This window comes from Rickettsia finnyi (assembly GCF_049668125.1).
Classification (GTDB): domain Bacteria; phylum Pseudomonadota; class Alphaproteobacteria; order Rickettsiales; family Rickettsiaceae; genus Rickettsia; species Rickettsia kotlanii.
This window is the reverse complement of record NZ_CP187160.1, coordinates 392,104-411,640: the sequence shown is the minus strand read 5'-3', so window position 1 is coordinate 411,640 and position 19,537 is coordinate 392,104. Positions and strand designations below refer to the sequence as shown.

Below are 19,537 nucleotides of genomic sequence, written 5' to 3'. Positions count from 1 at the left end.
CATCTCATTAATTTTCACTAAAAATCAATTAGAAATCTTCACAGAACCTAGAGAATTTCAATAATTTAAATTTCTAGACGTATGGTACGTTAACAAAATTATTTTAATCAATAAGATTTTTAATGTAATAGCTTTATCCTATTTCAAAAAAATAACTTAAATTAGCTTTAAATTAACTTCTTAAAATCCAAAGAGCCTTATTTTAGTAATTAAATTTGAATAAGGCTCTTTGGATTTTAAGAAGTTAATTTAAAGCTATAAAATATTTCACTGTAATGCAAAAACATTAGGTCCTGTAAAAAAATTAATCTATACTTAGTTGTTTGTGATTGAAAATTATAAGATTTTTTTTGGAATAAAAACAACTGTTTCAACAAGAATCTTATTAATTTTTACTTAAAAATATCTAAAATACGAATAATGCAACTTTTCTTTACAGAACCCAGTACAGAAACAATTATTTTAATTCAACTTTTGCTCCGGCAGCTTCTAACTTACCTTTGATTTCGTCTGCTTCTGCTTTTTTCACATTGCTTTTAATCGGCTTTGGAGCTTCATCAACTAATTTCTTAGCTTCAATTAAACCAAGACCTGTGATATCTTTCACAACTTTAATTACTTCAACTTTCTTGTCACCGGCAGCTGTTAAAACTACTTCAAACTCAGTTTTTTCAGCTACTGCTTCAGCCGCAGGAGCTGCAGCACCGGCAGCTGCTACAGCTACAGGAGCTACTGCAGATACACCCCATTTTTCTTCTAGCATTTTCACAAGCTCAGCTGCTTGCATTAATGTTAATGATGATAATTGTTCTTCAATTTTAGCTAAATCTGCCATAATTTTTTCCTTTTTACTTTTTTTATATTGAGAGATTACTACATCAGGTATTTTAAAGTTAATTAAATTCTTTATTTGCTTCAAATTATAATACTTTTTTAAAATAAGAATAATATCCTAATAAAAAACCTTATTAATTGTCACTATAAAAGCTCTTTAATTATCAATTAAAATACCTGATGAGTAACCTTTAAGTTAATTTTTACTAGCATGTGCTTGTATTACTCTCGCCATACTCGAAGATGGGGCTTGTAAAACACCTACAACCTTAGTAGCCAGTGCTTGTAATAACCCAACAATTTTACCCCTAAGCTCATTAAGTGCAGGTAACTTAGAAAGTTCTTTTATTGAATGTTCATCTAATACGTGATCATTGACTATCCCACCGATAATCTTAAGATTATCATTAGCCTTAGCAAAATTAACTACTAATTTTGCCATCTCAACCGGTTCTTTAGAATAAACAATAGCAGTAGGACCCGCAAATAAATTAGCAATACTATCGAGCCCTGTTTGATTTGCAGCTATTTTTGCTAAAGTATTTTTAACTACTTTAAAACCTGCTTCTTTAGATTTAAGTGATTCTCTAAGCGAACTCACTTGACTAACGGTTAACCCGTGATAATGAGTAATAATTATAGAAGGCGATTCTTTATAAATATTTATAATATCCTCTACTGCTACCGGTTTTTCTGATCTTAACACCTTTTAATTCTCCTTTTATAATACAGTTTAATATATTTAAACTGATACAAATGCTTAAAATAACAAAATTTTTTTATTATTACTATACTACCGTTAAACGACTATAAAAATTATGCTATACTAGTTAAATCTATTTGTACCGATGCTCCCATAGTAGAAGATAAATACATTGCTTTTAAATAACTTCCTTTTAATCCGGGAGGTTTTACTTTAATTACTGCCTCAATAAACGCATTTAAATTTTTTAATAAATCTTGGTCTGAAAAAGATAATTTTCCAAGCCCTGCATGAATTATACCTGCTTTCTCTGCTCTATATTCTACCTGACCGCTTTTAGCATTTTTAATAGCATTTTTAATATCTAAAGTTACGGTACCAAGTTTAGGGTTAGGCATTAAACCTTTTGGTCCTAAAATTCTTGCAACTGAACCTATAGCTGCCATCATATCGGGAGTAGCTATACATACATCAAAATTAATTTTCCCTGCTTTAATTTCATCAATAATATTTGTTGAACCTACTAAATCTGCTCCGGCACTTTTAGCTTCTTCTTCTCTTTCTTCTTTACAAATAACGGCAACTCTTATGGTTTTGCCTGTACCGGCAGGTAAATTAACTACACCACGTACCATTTGATCGGAACGCCTAGGATCAATTCCAAGCTTCATAACTATTTCTAAGGTTGGGTCAAATTTAACATATGATGCTGATTTTAATCGTTCAACTGCATTTGTTAAATTATATAAAATATCTGATTTTACTTTTTCTCTAGCTTCTCTTATCTTTTTACCGCCGCTAATTTTTACAGCAACATCTTTCTTATTTGACATAATAATTAATTCCCTACTACTTCAAGTCCCATAGATGCAGCACTACCACAAATAACTTTTGTTGCTGCTTTAATATTTTTTGTATTTAAATCAGGCATTTTTAACTTTGCAATTTCACGACAATCATCCATAGTAACTTTACCTACTACGGCTTCTTTTTTAGTAGCACTAGAACCTTTAGTAATTTTAGCATACTTCTTTAAAAAGTAAGAAGCAGGAGGAGTTTTTATTTTAAAAGAAAAACTACTATCTTCATAAACGGTAATTACGGTTGGCAGAGGTATTCCTTTTTCCATACCTTGCGTAGCATCATTAAAATCTTTACAAAATGCTGCAATATTAACTTTTCTTTGTCCTAGGGCCGGTCCTATAGGAGGTGCAGGAGTGGCTCCGGCAGCCGGAATTATCAAGTTAATATAACCTTTTATTGCTTTCTTAGACATTTATAAATATCCTTATTTTTCTCTTAAATTAACATTACTTTGTAACAATTGCATGAATCTTGTTTCCCATCATTGCGAGGAAAAGCTGTAAGTTTTGACAAAACAAGGAAGAAAAAAATTCTATAAATCAGAAGTTTTTTATTATTTCTTCTAGATTGCCACGCAGCCTACGACTGCTTGCAATGACGACGCATTATCCCACAACAATGACATCCTGAATATTCGTACAATACAGCTTAAGTAATTAATAAACCGTATTTAGTCCAACTTTTAATCATTTTTCTTTACTTGATTAAAATTTAGTTCTATTGGAGTTGCTTTACCAAATATTGCAACTGAAACTTTTAACCTATTTTTTTCTTGATCTATTTCTTCTACTGTACCCATGAAAGTTTCAAAAGGACCGTCTATAACAGTCACTATTTCACCAACTTCATACAATTTAGAATTCTTTGCTTCTTTAGCTTCTGCTTCCAAATTATTAAAAATATTTTGTATTTCACTTTCTGCAAGAGCTTTTGGCGTGGTTTTGCTTCCTAAAAAGCCGGTTACTCCAGATATATTTTTTACTAAATGCCAAGATTTATCAGTCATATTCATCTTTATCAAGATATAACTCGGCATTAGTTTTTTTTCTACCTTGACATTTTTACCGCGTTTAACTTCAGAAACTCCAAAAACAGGTATTAATATATCTTCAAAAAAATCCGTCATTTTCTGTTTAGCGATTTTTCTAAGCATATCTTCTTTAATGCGTTTCTCTGCTCCTGATGCCGTATGTACTACATACCACTGCTTTACATTTTTGTCAGAAGACGGCAATATATTATCTATACTCTGTTCTGTCACCATTTATTCCTTATACTATTTGCCGATATTAAGCAAAAGCTGCATTATGTTATGTATACTATAATCAAGTACCAAACAAATTAGGCTAAAAATAAAAACTGCTACTACCACTACTAATGTTGAAGCAACAAGCTCTTTTCTAGTTGGCCAAACTACCTTATAAGTTTCTTGTTTAACTTGTTCACAAAACTTATAAAGTTTATATTCTTTAAACATATTTTTGTTAGGTAATTTATTAGACTTCTTACAAAATTCTACTTCTAGAGGCAATTGAGACAATGATCCAGCACTGGAATTCTCACATACTAGTATGTACGCTGCGATTCGAGGTGAAGTATTTCTTTCAAATTTCTCTCTATAAGCAAATTTTGTACAAATTCTATATTTTATAGCAAAAAAGCTCTAAGCCTATAATGGCAGGAGCGACAGGTATCGAACCCGCAACCTCCGGTTTTGGAGACCGGCGCTCTACCAATTGAGCTACACTCCTATCATATTTTTAATAAAAAATCAATAAAATTTATTAAAAAAATTTGTTATTATTCAAAAATTACTATAATAAACAGTATTTATAATTTATAAGCTGCCACAGCAAAACAACATTTATTTCTGTAAGACGTAACATCTCACCCCTAAATTATTTTTTAGCTTTAATAATATCAGCTACTTGACTCGGCACTTGATCATAATGAGAGAATATCATACTAAACTGAGCTCTACCTTGAGATAAAGACCTAAGCGTATTAACATAACCAAACATTTCCGCTAAAGGAACATTCGCAGTAACTACTTGAGCATTCCCTCTTGGATCCATGCTTTGAATTTGTCCTCTACGACTATTTAAATCACCTATAATATCACCCATATATTCATCAGGAGTGATAACTTCAACTTGCATAATCGGCTCAAGTAATTTAGGATTACCTTTTGGCATCCCTTCTCTAAATGCTGCCTTCGCAGCAATTTCAAACGCAAGTACACTAGAATCTACATCATGAAACGCACCGTCAACTAAAGTTGCTTTAAAATCAATCATAGGATAACCGGCGACAACACCGGTTTCTCTAATATTATTTAATCCTTTTTCAACACCTGGTATATATTCTTTAGGCACGGCACCGCCGATGATTTTACTTTCAAAGACAAAATTTTTATTTTTATCTTCATCTTTTAGATCTTTTACCTCTTTTAGAGGCTCAAAAATAATTTTTACACGAGCAAATTGTCCTGCACCGCCGGATTGTTTCTTATGGGTATAATCGATTTCACAAGCTTTTGTTATAGTTTCACGATATGCTACTTGAGGAGCTCCAATATTTGCTTCGACCTTAAACTCTCTTCTCATACGATCAATGATAATTTCTAAATGGAGTTCTCCCATTCCTTTTATCACTGTTTGTCCTGTTTCATAATCAGTTGACACTCTAAATGATGGATCTTCAGCTGCTAAACGAGAAAGTGCAAGGCCCATTTTTTCTTGATCAGCTGTTGATTTAGGTTCTACCGCAAGCTCAATTACTGGCTCTGGAAATTCCATTCTTTCTAAGATTACTTGCTGATCAATATCGGATAACGTATCACCTGTGGTAGTATCTTTAAGACCTGCTAAAGCTACTATATCACCTGCTGATGCTTCTTTTACATCTTCACGATTATTAGCATGCATTAATAGCATTCTACCGATTTTTTCTCTTTTATTCTTTACGGTATTAATAACAGTTGTTCCTGAAGTAATTTTACCTGAATATATTCTAATAAAAGTTAATGAACCGACAAACGGGTCATTCATAATTTTAAATGCTAAAGCTGCAAAAGGCTCAGTTACCGAAATAGGGAAATCTTTTTCTTCACCGGTACTTACTTCCATACCTTTTACTATACCTATATCAATAGGCGAAGGTAGGAAATCTACTACGGCATCAAGTAAAGGCTGTACCCCTTTATTTTTAAAAGCGCTACCGCATAAAACCGGATAAAATGCTGCTGAAATAGTACCTTTTCTGATTAATCTTTTAATCTCTTCTGCTGTTACTTCTTCACCTGATAAATATTTTTCCATAACATGATCATCTAACTCAACAACCATATCAAGTAATTTAACACGATATTCTTCAGCTTCATCTTTCATATCGGCAGGTATATCTTCTTCAAAATACTCAGCTCCAAGTGCTTCATCTTTCCAAATCACTGCTTTCATTTTAACAAGATCAATTATACCTTTAAAATTTTCTTCAATCCCTACAGGCAACTGAATAACAAGCGGTTTTGCTCCTAAACGATCTTTGAGCATTTCAACACATCTATAAAAATCTGCTCCCATTCTGTCCATTTTATTGACAAAACACATTCTAGGAACATTATATTTATCTGCTTGCCTCCAAACTGTTTCTGACTGCGGTTCAACACCTGCTACACCATCAAATACTGCAACCGCACCGTCAAGAACACGAAGCGAACGCTCTACTTCAATAGTAAAGTCAACGTGTCCAGGAGTATCGATAATATTAATTATTTTATCTTGCCATCTACAAGTAGTAGCAGCTGAGGTAATGGTTATACCACGCTCTTGTTCTTGTTCCATCCAATCCATGGTAGCACCACCCTCATGAACTTCACCCATTTTATGCGATTTACCGGTATAATATAAAATACGTTCGGTAGTTGTGGTTTTACCGGCATCAATGTGAGCACATATACCGATATTACGAATATGCTCAAGTTTATTTATTTTACTCATTACCCTACCTTATTTCATTTTTTTAGGGCTAAAATGAGAGAAAGCTTTATTAGCTTCGGCCATTTTATGAGTATCTTCTTTCTTCTTAATGGCAACGCCTCTATTATTAGAAGCTTCAAACAGCTCTTCGGCAAGTTTATCAATCATCATTTTTTCAGAACGTTTTGACGCAGCATTAATAATCCAACGGCTAGCAAGGGCATATCCTCTTCTTTCATCAACATGCGTCGGGACTTGATAATTAGCTCCTCCAACCCTAACCGAAGTTACTTCTAAATGCGGCTTCACGTTATGCATAGCATTATTAAAGGTTTGATATGGATCAACTCTATGCTTCTTTTCAATTTTATTAAAGGCTGAATAAACAATTTTCTCTGCAAGGGCTTTCTTCCCTTCTTTCATAACATTATTGATAAATCTTGACAGTAAAATACTGTTATATTTCATATCAGGTAAAATTACTCGCTTTTCCGCGGCATGACGACGTGACATTTTATTTTTTCTCTCTAACTAATAATTTATTTTTTTGTAACTGCAACTTGTTTACGAGGAGCACCATAACGTGACCGACCTTGCTTACGTCCTTTAACTCCGGCAATATCATAAGCACCGAGTACGATATGATATTTCACCCCCGGAAGATCAGGAACCTGACCGCCTCTTACTAACACCCTATCATGTTCCTTTACACTATGCTTTTCACCAGGAATATATGCATTTACGGTTCTTTTATTACTTAAACGCACCGTTGCAATCTTACGAAGTGCAGAGTTAGGCTTTTTAGGGGTAACGGTTTTTACAACTAGGCAAACACCGCTTTTAAAAGGATTAGATTCTAAGGCAGGAGATTTGGTCTTACGAGTTTTTGACTTTCTCCCAAAACGTACTAATTGATTATATGTCGGCATTAAAAAAAATACTCCAAAAAAAACTTATATATACGATAATTAAAGGGTGGACAATACTTCCACCCTTTATTTTCAATCATTTCTAAATACAAATTATAAGAATTTGTAAGTTACACTAAATTTAAATTATAATTACTTTTTCCATAAAAGCAAGTATGTTTTAATTAACAATCATTTTTTTCTCAATGATTTTTGCTATAAAGCTGATTAACATCACTAAAATATAGTAACAGCACGCAGCAATAAGCATTGGAAAAAAATAATTATATGTTTCAATTGATACAACTTGTGCTCTACGCATTAAATCCATTTCTCCAAGCATAGAAATAATGGCTGATTCCTTAATCAAATTTACAAGCTCATTTACTAATGACGGGAAAATATTTCTAACTGCTTGCGGCAGAATTATATCTTTCGTTATTAAAAACTTTGGAATAGCAAGAGCTTCAGCCGCTTCAAACTGCCCTTTATCAACTGCATTAATCCCTGCCCTGATTACTTCGGAAACATATGCTCCTGAATTAAGAGAAAAAGAAATAGCTCCCGCCATAAACACACTAAATTTAATGCCTATAATATAAGGTGAAGCAAAATAAATAATACTTAATTGAATTAATAAAGGCGTTCCTCTGAAAATAGAAGTATAGAAATTCGCAAAAAGCCTTAAAGCACGATTTTTATTTACCTTACAAATAGCGAACAGCATCCCTATTACTAAACCGAATATAACGGCAATAACGCTATATTTTAAAGTTACCAAAGTTCCCTCTACAATAAAAAAGATTTTTGGATAGAATTTTATTAAATACTCAAACATATTTTATATATATTTTTTTATTGTCATACCACGGTTTGACCGCGATATCTAAAAAAATAAGCATTTTTGGATCCCGCGATTAAATCGCGGGATGACATTAAAGGTTTCTAGATTCCTGCTTGCTTGCGCAGGAATGACATAAGAACATTAATCAGTACACTCTCTTCGCCGGCGGGACTGCTGTTACTTCATCGGTTAAAGTAGTTAAAGTCACAGGTTTATAATCAAGAACTACTTTACCTGCTTCATCGATAGAGCTAAGAGTATGCTTCATCCAATCCCCATCATTACGATCAGGATAATCTTCACGTGCATGAGCTCCTCTGCTTTCTTTTCTTGCAGCTGCCGAATATACCGTTACTAAAGCTTGATCAAGTAGATTATCTAGCTCTAAGGCTTCCACTAAATCGCTATTCCAAATTAAAGATTTATCGTTAATTTTTATATCTTTATAGCCGCTTCTTATTTCACTAATCATTCCTGCTCCTTCATCTAGTACCTCTTGAGTTCTAAATACCGAAGCATGGCTTTGCATAGTTCTTTGCATTTTAAGCCTTAACTCTGCAACTAAAATATTACCGTTAGCGTGGCGGACTTTATCAAATCTATTTATAATTTTTTCAAGGCTTTCTTCTTTTATAGACTTGTGGGGACTCGCAGGCTTAATAAGCTCGGCTGCTTTTAATGCAGAACTTCTACCAAATACTACTAAATCAAGCAAAGAATTTGATCCTAATCGGTTAGCACCGTGTACTGATACGCAAGCCGCTTCACCGATTGCCATAAGCCCTTTTACTACGCTATTATGATTTTTACCGTCTTTGATTATGACTTGACCGTGATAATTCGTCGGTATCCCACCCATATTATAATGTACCGTAGGAAGTACCGGTATCGGCTCCTTAGTCACGTCAACACCGGCAAAAATTTTAGCCGTCTCAGAGATACCAGGCAAACGACTATGTAAAATCTCAGGCGATAAATGATTTAAATGTAAAAATACATGATCTTTATGCTCGCCGACTCCTCTCCCCTCTCTGATTTCTATAGTCATTGCTCTTGAAACTACATCTCTTGAAGCTAAATCCTTTGCAGCAGGAGCATAACGCTCCATAAAACGCTCGCCGTTTGCATTAACGAGATATCCCCCTTCGCCTCTTGCCCCCTCGGTAATAAGACAGCCTGCCGAATATATACCTGTCGGATGGAACTGTACAAATTCCATATCTTGCAGTGGAAGACCAGCTCTAATCGCCATGCCGCCCCCATCACCCGTACAAGTATGAGCAGACGTCGCCGAAAAATAAGCACGCCCGTATCCACCCGTTGCAAGCACTACATTATGCGCTCTAAAACAATGCAGACTACCGTCATCTAAATTCCACGCAACTACGCCTCTACATTTACCATCTTCCATCAATAAATCAATAGCAAAATACTCAACGAAAAACTGTACTTTATGTTTTAGTGACTGTTGATATAAAGTATGAAGTATGACATGCCCCGTACGATCTGCCGCAGCACATGTACGCTGAGCTGCTTTTCCTTTGCCGTACTCTGTTGTCATTCCTCCAAAAGGACGCTGATAAATTTTCCCCTCTTTAGTTCTTGAGAAAGGTACGCCGTAATGCTCTAGCTCTAAAATCGCATCGGTAGCGTTTTTGCACATATACTCAATGGCATCCTGATCGCCTAACCAATCAGAACCTTTTACCGTATCATACATATGCCAACGCCAATCATCTTCGCCCATATTCCCAAGAGCCGCACTAATTCCGCCCTGAGCAGCCACAGTATGACTACGGGTTGGGAACAGCTTAGTTATACAAGCGGTATTTAGCCCTTCTTTAGCCATACCGAATGCAGAACGAAGACCTGCTCCGCCTGCACCTACAACTACTACGTCAAATTTATGATGAATGATATTATACGCTTTGGTCATTAAATTAATTTTTTACTATTTTGATACGTGAATTGTCTACCTCTGTCACCCCATGGCTTGACCACAGGGGCCAGTAATTCAATACACAATAATGCTATAAATTGTTTCCTGAATACTGCGGTTAAGCCGCGGTATGACAATTTTTATCCCTTATAAAACATCGCTACTACAAAAGCTACAATAGTCATAATGCAAAATAATTGCACTATTATAATCAATGTATTACGTAATTTGTGACAACTTATATAATCCTCAATTACTACACGCATACCAAGCATCGCATGATACAATGAAATAACTACCATAATTAACAAAGCTACTACATTAAAAGGCTTTTTAAGCTCCCACATAATAATATTTATATCATTATTTTTGTTGGTTAACGTAAAATATATTAGCCACACAGAACATAAAGCTAATATAATCCCCGTTACTCTTTGCAATAACCAATGATGAGAACCGCTTTTAGCAGAACTGCTATTTTTTGCTTTTACAATTTCTGCTTTAAAATCATATACCATTAATTTTCTCTATTATTTGTTTTAGCGTTTCGTCATTGCGAGGAAATTGCATAGCAATTGACTAAGCAATCTCAGGCATTTGTTATTATTTCTAGGATTGCCAAGTCGATGCTACGCATCTCCTCGCAATGACGTTTTTAATTACTACACCCATAACAATACCGTTAATAATACAGATCCTACCACTACACACCAACCGGTAATATTAACCAATTTTATAGAAAAACCGTAACCGATATCCCAAAATAAATGCCGAATGCCGTTACATAAATGATAAAACCAAGCGTAGCTAACAGCTACTAAACATATTTTTATAATGCAGCATTCAACAAGCTGTAAATAATTATTGTCATATTTACTAAGAATCCACCACCATGCCAAGATTGACACTGCAAAAAACAAAGCTACGCCGGTCATACGATGCAAAATTGATAATGTAGAACTTATTTGCAGCTTATATATAGTTAAATGCGGCGAAGTTGGACGCTTATTATAAATTTCTTGTTTGGTTTTAGTCATATATTGCTAACAAATAAAAAAAGGTTATGTCATTCCCGCGGAAGCAGGAATCTAGTAATTAAAAAATACACATATACTGAATTTTTAAAATTAAAAGTTCTCTTTTTTCTGGATTCCCGCTTTCGCGGGAATGACATATTACACGCTTCAATCGGTCAACGACATCTATCTCTGTAACCAATGTCTTTCTACGGGCGATAAATCATCTGTCACTGCTCTCCTATCATCAAAGACAAAACATTCACCTTGCCATAAATTGTTCTTGTTTTGTGTATCTTCTAGATATTGCAGTATTCCACCCTTTAAATGATATACCTCATCATAACCTATGCTTTTAAGTAAGCTGGTGGATTTTTCACACCTGATACCACCTGTACAAAACATAGCAATTTTCTTACCTTTGAGCAAGTCTTGATTCTGCTGAACCCAAGCAGGAAATTGTTTAAATGTTTTGGTATTAGGATTAATTGCTGATTTAAATGTACCGACCTCTACTTCATAATCATTTCGAGTATCTATTACTATAACATCTTGTTTTGTGATAAATTCATCCCAATCTTTCGGCTCTATATATTCGCCTTTAAACAAATCAATATTTAAATCATCAACGTTCATTGCTACGATCTCTTTCTTAAGTCTGACTTTCAATTTCTGAAAAGGATGAACATCACTATAATTTATTTTAACGTTAACATCTTTGGGCCCGGTCAGTTTTATCAATTCTTCAAGTACAAGCTTTACATTTTCATATGAACCTGAAAAAGAACCGTTAAAGCCTTCATTAGCTAATAAAATAGTACCCCTAACATATTTTCTTTTACCGATAAGCAAAAGTTTCGGTATCAAATTCGCCGGTTCTTCTATATTAACAAAACTATATGCACTTAAAATTGCTATTTTTTCATTCATAAATTATTTAGGTATTATTTTTACATTCTATGTCTTACATAACCTGCAATGGTACAAACATATTACTACTACCCCTTTCAATCAGGAGCAAAATATTTTGCTTATCTGATTTTTTAGCATTTTCATATAATTCTTCTAGCTTACTTATATCGTCTATGCTTTCCTGATTAATATTGGTTATCAGATCGCCAATTTTGAAGCTACTTTCTTCTTCATCAATATTGGTTATAACTATTCCTATTTTATCTTGAGGAATAGTATATTTTTGTCTTAGTTCTTCAGTCAAATTACCAAAAGTAATATTATTTTTAGTAATAGATAAATTATTTTCTTCTTTATTTGTTATTTCTTTCTTATTGGTCTCTTCTATAGAATCTTTGGTAACCTCTTCATTATCCGAAGTAATTTTAATAGGTAATTCAAGCTCCTTTTTATCGCGAAGTATTTTTACTTTTACTTCCTGATCAATAGGAGCATCTGCAATAATTACACGTAATTTTTTAGTATTTTTAACCGGTATATCTGCAAACTCTATTATTATATCACCTGTTTTAACGCCTGCTTTATCACCTGGGCCGTCTTTTTGTACTTTAGCTACTAACACCCCCCTAGTATTTTTAAGTCCTAGCCCTTCAGAAATTTCCTCGGTTAAATCTTGTATTGTTACTCCAAGGCGTCCTCTACTTACTTTTCCATCTTTCTTAAGACGTTCGATTATAGGCTTTGCAGTATTTGACGGTATTGCAAAACCGATACCTATATTAGTACCAAGCGGTGAAAAAATTGCCGTATTTACGCCGATTACTTTCTGGTCCAAATTAAACATAGGACCACCGGAATTACCGTTATTAATTGCCGCATCCGTTTGAATAAAATTATCGACTATATTGTCCGTATCTATATCGATATCCCGCCCTTTAGAAGAAATAATACCGCTTGTTACCGTACCGCCTAGATTACCGAACGGATTACCAATCGCAATAACCCAATCTCCTACTCTTGCATCATTTGAATCTCCGAACTCAACAAAAGGTAGAGGTTCCTCGCTATCTATTTTCAAGAGAGCTAAATCGGTTTTAGTATCGTTACCTATTAATTTAGCCGATAATTCGGTATTATCTGCAAGTTTGATATTAATTTTATCAACATTTGCAATTACATGATAGTTTGTCACTATTAAGCCGTTAGGTTCAATAATAAATCCTGAACCAAGCGGGACACTTTTCGGAGTTTGATCGACCTCTTCCAAATTCAGTGGTATATTGAGCTTTTCTAAAAAACCATTAACTTTTTCTTGCAGAGGATCTTTCTCAGCATTTTCCGATTTACTATTAACATATTCTATTGTTGAAATATTAACGACTGCAGGAATTAACGGTTCAACTATATCGGCAAAGCTATAACGGGCGGCTTCACTTACTTTTAAAGGAGCAGAATTTATTTCCATAAATTCATTCTCTTCTTGAGCTGCTACTTTTAAAGACTTACTATTTTCTTTTGCTAGAACAAAGTTACTTGATATTAAAACTATTATAACAAGAACTATTTTCAGATTAACCATATACTCCAAGTAAATAAAAATTAGATAGACTAGTATACTACTTAGTCAGATTTAGATATTTTAAAACTTCAGCATCAGGTGAAATTACAAAATTAGTATCCTCTTTCTTTAAAGAATTTTTATATACTAAAAGTGATCTATAAAATTTATAAAATTCCGGGTCGACTGAATAAGCAGCATTATATATTTTTGCCGCTTTCTCATCGCCGTCACCTTTAATAATTTGTGCATCTCGATAAGCTTTAGCAAGTATTATTTTACTTTCTTTATCTGCTTTTGAACGAATACGCACGCTTTCTTCTTGTCCTTCCGCTCTAATTTGGGTTGCTTCTTTTTCACGTGCCGTTTGCATACGACGATAAATAGCCGCACTATTTTCTTTTGGTAAGTCTGCTCTTAAAATTCTAACATCTACAACATCAATACCAAAGCTTTTAGCTTCACCGTCCACTTGATTTAAGATATTTAACATTACGTTACTACGTTCCTGACTTAAAAGGCTACTTAGCGAGATTTTACCTATCACCTTACGCATTGACGATTCAAGATTACGAGTCAGCCTAATTTTCACACCTTGATAATCATGTACCGTTTTATAAAACATTACGGGATTATTAATTTGGAATTTGGCGTAGGCATCAACGATAACTCGTTTACCGTCAGCAGCCGTTAATTCTTTTGCCTCAACCTCAACATCTAAAAGACGCTTATCAAAAAATTCAACATTTTGAATAAACGGGATTTTAATATTCAGTCCTGGATTTTCTATAGTTCTAACCGCCTCACCAAACTGGAATACTACTGCAGATTGGCGTTGGTCAACTGAAAATAAGGAGCTAGAAATCAATATCAGCCCAAAAACAATTGTAAAAATTATATAATAAATCTTTTGTTGCATTTAATATTCCTTGTTGTTTAGATGTCATTCGTGTATAGAGTGAAAAACACGCTCGATGTCATTCCCGCGAAAGCGGGAATGACATCGCACCCCTATGGTTTAATAGCCATGTGCGGCAGTAGTGCATTATTAATAATCGTTTTATTTGAACCGCCTAATATCTCTTCGACTACTTCTAAATATAATCTATCTCTAGTTACTTGCCTACCTGTAGCATATTGTTTATAAATAGCATTAAATCTTTGGCTATCACCTTCTGCTTTCGATATAACTTCTGCTCTATAACCTTCTGCTTCTTGTATAATCTTTGCCGCCGCTCCTCTAGCTTCCGGCAAAATCTTATTATTATAGGCTTGAGCTTGATTTATTTCTTTTTCTTTATCTGCTTTTGAAGTTTGCACGTCTCTATAAGCGTCTATTACTTCGGCAGGCGGCTCGGCTTTTAATAATTGTACTTTCTCAATCATAACGCCGGCATTATAACTATCCAATATCTTCTGTGCTAATTTCTCTATTTTATAAGTAATCTCCTGCTTTTGATCGGATAATACCCAAGAAATAAGAGTATTGCCTATGACTTCCCTAACGGCACTCTCGACTGTTGCTTTTACTGTTTCTGCAGGTCTTTGTACGTTAAAAATAAAATCTTCAAGATTATTAATATGCCACATTACGTCACAATTTAAAGCAACGATATTTTCATCACCGGTGAGCATTATACTTTCACCGACAATATTTTTAGTATTATCGCCACCACTACGCAGAGAGCTATTTGTACGATAACCAATCTCAATCCGACGTGATTGTTTAACTTTCTCAACTATTATCTTTTCAAAAGGCGCCGGTAAATGATAATTAAGCCCGGGATAGCCCTTACGCACAAAACGCCCAAATCTTATTACCGCTGCTTCTTCGCCTTCTTTTATTTCATAAATACCAGAAGCGAGCCATAAAGCAACCACTGCGACAACAGCTAAAATTATTGTTTTAGCATTGAAATTAAACGGGAATTGAAATTGATCAAAATTAAATTGATTTCTACGCGGTCTTGTGAATATGTTATCTTCTTTATCAGAATCAAAATCTTTCCATGGGGATTTTTTTAAAATTGAGATATATTTTTTATTAAGCATTTGCTTTGTTGTTTTATATTATTTTAAAGATGAGATAATTATATATATTATAGTATATAACGTCAAGTTATGAGCTTAAACAGCTTTAAAAAGGAAACTTAATTATGGCGAATTTACACCAACGACAAATTATAGATAAAATTCAGCATATTACCTTTAAAGACGGTACTTTTTTAAATGAAGTTATATCGGATATTATAATTAAAGGTAATAATATCGGTTTCTCAATAAATATATCAGGTAAAAACAAGTTAGAAGCTGAAGAAATTAGACTTAAGGCAATTAATAAACTTAACGAGATTTCGGAAGTAAATAAAATAACAATTGTTTTTACCGAAAGTAAACCGATGGAGACAAAAGTTCAAAAACCAAAACATTTTGTAGAAAATGTAAAAAAAATTATCTTAGTAGCATCAGGTAAAGGCGGAGTCGGGAAATCTACAATATCGGCTCTTATCGCTCAGCAATTAAGTCTAGCAAATTACCGAATCGGGATAGTAGATGCGGATATTTACGGTCCGTCAATTCCGCATATATTCGGCATTAACGAAGTACCGGAAACGAAAGATGGACGAATAATACCGGTACTTGCTCAAAGCATCGAAATTATGTCTATAGGCTTCTTCGTTAAAGACCACTCGGCAATTATTTGGCGTGGTCCTATGGCGAGTAAGACTATTTATCAATTATTATCGGTAACAAAATGGGGTAATTTAGATTATTTAATTATCGATATGCCGCCGGGGACAGGTGATATTCATTTAAGTATACTAGAAAATTATCATTTAGACGGCGTAATAATCGTAACTACAACACAAAAAATATCAGAAATAGACGTAATACGTTCTATAGATTTATATCAAAAACTAAATTTACCTATTTTAGGAATAATTGAAAATATGAGCTATATGCTTAAAAATAATAGTGGCGGATATTTATCGCAAAAATATAATATACCACTAATCGCTCAAATTCCGATCACACCGCAAATAGCCGAGGCTTGCGATCAGTCACTACCTCTAACAAACTTATTAACATTACCTTTAGAGAAGTATTTACAATGAAAATACACGTATTGGCAGATGATAGAACAGGCAACACCCATCAGGCTATTGCACTTGCTGAAAAATTAACGGAAGAATATACAACAATTAAGCTTGAATATAATTGCTTAGCTAAGCTACCGAACTTTTTACTAAAATATTATCCTATTCATATAAAAAGTGAGCTATTGCAGTATCTTTTGGATAAGTCCCCGCCTGATATGATAATTACCGCTGGAAGAAGAACGGCAGTACTAGCATTTTATTTAAAAAAGAAATTTAAAGATATCAAGTTAATACAAATAATGCAGCCTAATCTTCCTTACAATGCATTTGATACCGTTATTCTGCCTTATCATGACCAACGTCATTGCGAAGCCACAAAGTGGCTGAAGCAATCTCAGGGCTTTTTTACTAGATTGCTTCGTCAATACTTCGTATTTCCTTGCAATGACGACTTTAAAAACATCATCCCCATCAACGGAGCTATCAATAATGTAACCGAAAAGTTCGCCGCGGCGAACTTGGAACTCCCAAAACATTATCCTAATCTTAAACAGTTTATTGCAGTGATAATCGGTGGGAATAATAAAAAATTTAATTTCCATGAAGATGAAGCAGTTTTATTTGCTTCATTATTAAATAAAATATATACTAATCAAAAAATACCTTTTTTCATTAGTTTTAGTAGACGTACACCACACACTGTAAAATCAATTATTAAAAATAATATGCCGTCCTCCACAATTATTTATGACCCGAATGAAGGCGCAGGCTATAATCCTTATATAGCTATGTTCTCCAAGGCAAAATATATAATCTCTACAGCCGACTCAATCTCAATGTGCAGTGAAGCAGCTTCAAGCGGCAAGCCTCTTTATATATTCTGCCCACCAAACTTTAATTCTTCAAAGCATAAAATTTTTATAAAGCAGTTAGTAGAACAGAAGATAGCAAGAATTTTTGATAAGTCGGCTATTGTTCTAGAAGAATATAGCTACCAACCCTTAAATGAAGCAGAAAGAGTAGCTGAAATTATTAAATCTTTAATCAAAAGCTGGTAATTATATGGATAAAGATATACAATCATATATATTCATTAATAAGCTAAAATCTTTACCGTTTGTCAACGAAATATGACTTTTTGGCTCTCGTGCTAGAGGGGATAACGATGAGCGTTCCGATATTGATATTGCAATTATCTGCCCTAATATTACAGATCAAGAATGACTAGAAGTTATGTCTATTATAGAGAATGCCGACACGCTTTTAAAAATAGATTGTGTAAGGTTTGAAAGTACTAAAATAAGCTCTGAACTTTATAAAAATATATTAAATGAAAAAAAATTATATATGTCAAAAATAAACCTTAAACTTGAAAAATTTCGTAAAGCTTTTATGATGCTTGAAGATATTTATTTAAAACCGACAACAGAAGATAGGGCTTATATTGATGCCACTATACAAAAATATGAATTTACTTTTGAGCGCGCTTGGAAGTTTTTAAAAGAATATTTTTCTCAAAAAGGCACAGTTCTTCACTATCCTAAAGAAGTGATAAAGGAAGCTTTTTTTGCCGGTATTATAAATGATGAGAGTTTATGGATTTATATGCTGACTGATCGTAATATGACATCTTAATACTTATGATAAAAAGCTTGCTGATGAAATATATAACCGAATAAGAAATTACTAAATATCATTGATTTAAAGATTTAATAATACCTTGCAGAGTTTGGACTTCAGGGGAAGAAAGACTATTTATACGTGTAAATATATTAGTGATATTTTGTTGCATAGCAGGTTTTTTGCCGGAAACCTTGAAGAATCCGGCTTTATCAAGTTTGCCGAATAAATTTACTAAAAAATGCTCTATTTCTTCTTTAGTAGCTAATTTTTGAATGTTATGTACATCCTCTCTGGGCGTAGAATTACGAAACAACTCATAGCATATAATAATAACCGCTTGAGCAATGTTTAATGAGCTAAATTCGGTTGTATTAATAGTGATAATCTTATTAGCAAATGCGATTTCTGCGTTGCTAAGCCCATTATTTTCCCGCCCGAACATTATCCCGACTTTTTCAGAATTTGGATAATCTAAAGGTAAATTTTGCGAAAATACATAATCTTTATTCATAGCCCTTTTAATACAAGTAGTAGCATATAAATATTCGAGGTCTTTAATGCTATCCTCTAGGCTATCAAAAATTTTTGCATGATCTATAATATTAACCGCTCCGACTGCATTACTACGTGCTTGCTCATTAGGCCAGCCGTCTCTTGGAGCTACGATTCTAAGCTCATTTAAGCCAAAATTCTTCATTGCTCTTGCAGTAGCACCGATATTCGCACCCATTTGCGGGACAACTAATATTATTATTGGATTCATTTTAATAATTTTTTGTAACTAAGCAGGTATAGGCAATCGCTACGGCGTCAGCTTCATCGGAATTGGTAATTAAGGAAGTGCCAGACAGCAAAAGCTTTATCATATGCAAAATTTGGTCTTTCTCTGCATGCCCATATCCTGTTACAGTTTTTTTTACCGTATTTGGCTTAAACTCTCGCATGTCCAAATTATATCTACCGATCAGCGACATTATCGCCCCTCTAGCATATCCAAGCTTTAAAGAAGTCACGCTATTAGTATTAACAAATGTTTCTTCAATCGCTGCCATATTTGGTTGATATTCTAATATTACTTTTTCTAATGTACTATTAATAAAAGCAAGTCTATGATGAATTGCATCCTTACTATTTGTTCTAATAATACCACTAGCTAAATATTTCAACTGTGCGGTCTCCTTTGCCACTACTGCCCATCCAAGACTCCCAAGTGCTGGATCAATCCCAAGTATTATCATGATTATTTAATGTTATTTTT

The 19,537-nt window shown here is 33.8% G+C and carries 22 protein-coding genes, 1 tRNA gene and 1 pseudogene; 4 read left to right on the top strand and 20 right to left on the bottom strand.

Annotated elements, in window-relative coordinates:
* Positions 1 to 457: 457 nt before the first annotated feature.
* The 18 genes from rplL to hflK all read right to left on the bottom strand — a co-directional run bounded on the left by rplL (position 458) and on the right by hflK (position 15,607).
* Complete coding sequence (gene rplL, locus ACPKKV_RS02340; protein ID WP_392506922.1) at positions 458 to 835, bottom strand: 50S ribosomal protein L7/L12; 378 nt, start codon at positions 833 to 835, stop codon at positions 458 to 460.
* A 195-nt stretch (positions 836 to 1,030) separates the two neighbouring features.
* Positions 1,031 to 1,540, bottom strand: a complete 510-nt coding sequence (gene rplJ, locus ACPKKV_RS02335) for a 50S ribosomal protein L10 (protein WP_392506006.1) — start codon at positions 1,538 to 1,540, stop codon at positions 1,031 to 1,033.
* A gap of 110 nt (positions 1,541 to 1,650) precedes the next feature.
* On the bottom strand, positions 1,651 to 2,370 hold the full coding sequence (rplA, locus tag ACPKKV_RS02330; protein WP_392506005.1) for a 50S ribosomal protein L1: 720 nt from the start codon (positions 2,368 to 2,370) through the stop codon (positions 1,651 to 1,653).
* 5 nt (positions 2,371 to 2,375) lie between these two features.
* On the bottom strand, positions 2,376 to 2,813 hold the full coding sequence (gene rplK, locus ACPKKV_RS02325; RefSeq protein ID WP_392506004.1) for a 50S ribosomal protein L11: 438 nt from the start codon (positions 2,811 to 2,813) through the stop codon (positions 2,376 to 2,378).
* Positions 2,814 to 3,083: 270 nt separating this feature from the next.
* Entirely contained in the window at positions 3,084 to 3,662 is a 579-nt protein-coding gene (nusG, locus tag ACPKKV_RS02320; RefSeq protein ID WP_392506921.1) for a transcription termination/antitermination protein NusG, read from the bottom strand.
* A gap of 15 nt (positions 3,663 to 3,677) precedes the next feature.
* Positions 3,678 to 3,878 (bottom strand): preprotein translocase subunit SecE, encoded by a 201-nt coding sequence (secE, locus tag ACPKKV_RS02315; RefSeq protein WP_392506920.1) that lies wholly within the window; start codon positions 3,876 to 3,878, stop codon positions 3,678 to 3,680.
* Positions 3,879 to 4,076: 198 nt separating this feature from the next.
* Positions 4,077 to 4,152 (bottom strand) — tRNA-Trp (locus ACPKKV_RS02310).
* A gap of 147 nt (positions 4,153 to 4,299) precedes the next feature.
* Entirely contained in the window at positions 4,300 to 6,399 is a 2,100-nt protein-coding gene (gene fusA, locus ACPKKV_RS02305) for an elongation factor G (protein WP_392506003.1), read from the bottom strand.
* Positions 6,400 to 6,408: 9 nt separating this feature from the next.
* Complete coding sequence (rpsG, locus tag ACPKKV_RS02300) at positions 6,409 to 6,891, bottom strand: 30S ribosomal protein S7 (protein WP_392506002.1); 483 nt, start codon at positions 6,889 to 6,891, stop codon at positions 6,409 to 6,411.
* A gap of 26 nt (positions 6,892 to 6,917) precedes the next feature.
* A complete protein-coding gene (rpsL, locus tag ACPKKV_RS02295) occupies positions 6,918 to 7,307 on the bottom strand; it encodes a 30S ribosomal protein S12 (RefSeq protein WP_004996647.1) in 390 nt (129 codons plus the stop codon).
* Positions 7,308 to 7,467: 160 nt separating this feature from the next.
* Entirely contained in the window at positions 7,468 to 8,124 is a 657-nt protein-coding gene (locus ACPKKV_RS02290; RefSeq protein WP_392506001.1) for an amino acid ABC transporter permease, read from the bottom strand.
* A gap of 151 nt (positions 8,125 to 8,275) precedes the next feature.
* Positions 8,276 to 10,066: a succinate dehydrogenase flavoprotein subunit gene (sdhA, locus tag ACPKKV_RS02285; RefSeq protein ID WP_392506000.1), complete on the bottom strand. Its 1,791-nt coding sequence runs from the start codon at positions 10,064 to 10,066 to the stop codon at positions 8,276 to 8,278.
* Positions 10,067 to 10,209: 143 nt separating this feature from the next.
* On the bottom strand, positions 10,210 to 10,587 hold the full coding sequence (sdhD, locus tag ACPKKV_RS02280) for a succinate dehydrogenase, hydrophobic membrane anchor protein (protein WP_392505998.1): 378 nt from the start codon (positions 10,585 to 10,587) through the stop codon (positions 10,210 to 10,212).
* 144 nt (positions 10,588 to 10,731) lie between these two features.
* Positions 10,732 to 11,106, bottom strand: coding sequence for a succinate dehydrogenase, cytochrome b556 subunit (gene sdhC / locus ACPKKV_RS02275; RefSeq protein WP_392505997.1), 375 nt, complete (start codon positions 11,104 to 11,106; stop codon positions 10,732 to 10,734).
* A gap of 165 nt (positions 11,107 to 11,271) precedes the next feature.
* Entirely contained in the window at positions 11,272 to 12,015 is a 744-nt protein-coding gene (locus ACPKKV_RS02270; protein ID WP_392505996.1) for an oxygen-dependent tRNA uridine(34) hydroxylase TrhO, read from the bottom strand.
* A 34-nt stretch (positions 12,016 to 12,049) separates the two neighbouring features.
* The gene (locus tag ACPKKV_RS02265; RefSeq protein WP_392505995.1) at positions 12,050 to 13,576 is read right to left on the bottom strand and encodes a Do family serine endopeptidase; all 1,527 of its coding nucleotides are present in this window, start codon (positions 13,574 to 13,576) and stop codon (positions 12,050 to 12,052) included.
* 37 nt (positions 13,577 to 13,613) lie between these two features.
* Positions 13,614 to 14,474 (bottom strand): protease modulator HflC, encoded by an 861-nt coding sequence (gene hflC / locus ACPKKV_RS02260; protein WP_392505993.1) that lies wholly within the window; start codon positions 14,472 to 14,474, stop codon positions 13,614 to 13,616.
* A 92-nt stretch (positions 14,475 to 14,566) separates the two neighbouring features.
* The gene (gene hflK, locus ACPKKV_RS02255) at positions 14,567 to 15,607 is read right to left on the bottom strand and encodes an FtsH protease activity modulator HflK (RefSeq protein WP_392505992.1); all 1,041 of its coding nucleotides are present in this window, start codon (positions 15,605 to 15,607) and stop codon (positions 14,567 to 14,569) included.
* Between the two features lie 104 nt (positions 15,608 to 15,711).
* On the opposite strand from hflK, the gene ACPKKV_RS02250 reads away from it, so the two are divergent.
* From ACPKKV_RS02250 to ACPKKV_RS02235, 4 genes and pseudogenes are all read left to right on the top strand, one after another.
* Positions 15,712 to 16,671: an Mrp/NBP35 family ATP-binding protein gene (locus ACPKKV_RS02250; protein ID WP_392505991.1), complete on the top strand. Its 960-nt coding sequence runs from the start codon at positions 15,712 to 15,714 to the stop codon at positions 16,669 to 16,671.
* Positions 16,668 to 17,714, top strand: a complete 1,047-nt coding sequence (locus ACPKKV_RS02245) for a mitochondrial fission ELM1 family protein (RefSeq protein WP_392505990.1) — start codon at positions 16,668 to 16,670, stop codon at positions 17,712 to 17,714. Before ACPKKV_RS02250 ends, ACPKKV_RS02245 begins: the two co-directional genes overlap by 4 nt.
* Before the next feature lie 109 nt (positions 17,715 to 17,823).
* A pseudogene (locus ACPKKV_RS02240) lies at positions 17,824 to 17,880 on the top strand (nucleotidyltransferase domain-containing protein); the annotation flags it as partial.
* 9 nt (positions 17,881 to 17,889) lie between these two features.
* Entirely contained in the window at positions 17,890 to 18,291 is a 402-nt protein-coding gene (locus ACPKKV_RS02235) for an HI0074 family nucleotidyltransferase substrate-binding subunit (protein WP_392505989.1), read from the top strand.
* A gap of 58 nt (positions 18,292 to 18,349) precedes the next feature.
* Here ACPKKV_RS02235 and ACPKKV_RS02230 read toward each other — a convergent pair whose 3' ends face one another.
* The gene (locus tag ACPKKV_RS02230; protein ID WP_392505987.1) at positions 18,350 to 19,042 is read right to left on the bottom strand and encodes an RNA methyltransferase; all 693 of its coding nucleotides are present in this window, start codon (positions 19,040 to 19,042) and stop codon (positions 18,350 to 18,352) included.
* Position 19,043: 1 nt separating this feature from the next.
* Positions 19,044 to 19,517, bottom strand: coding sequence for a crossover junction endodeoxyribonuclease RuvC (ruvC, locus tag ACPKKV_RS02225; protein WP_392505986.1), 474 nt, complete (start codon positions 19,515 to 19,517; stop codon positions 19,044 to 19,046).
* Positions 19,518 to 19,537: the final 20 nt, after the last annotated feature.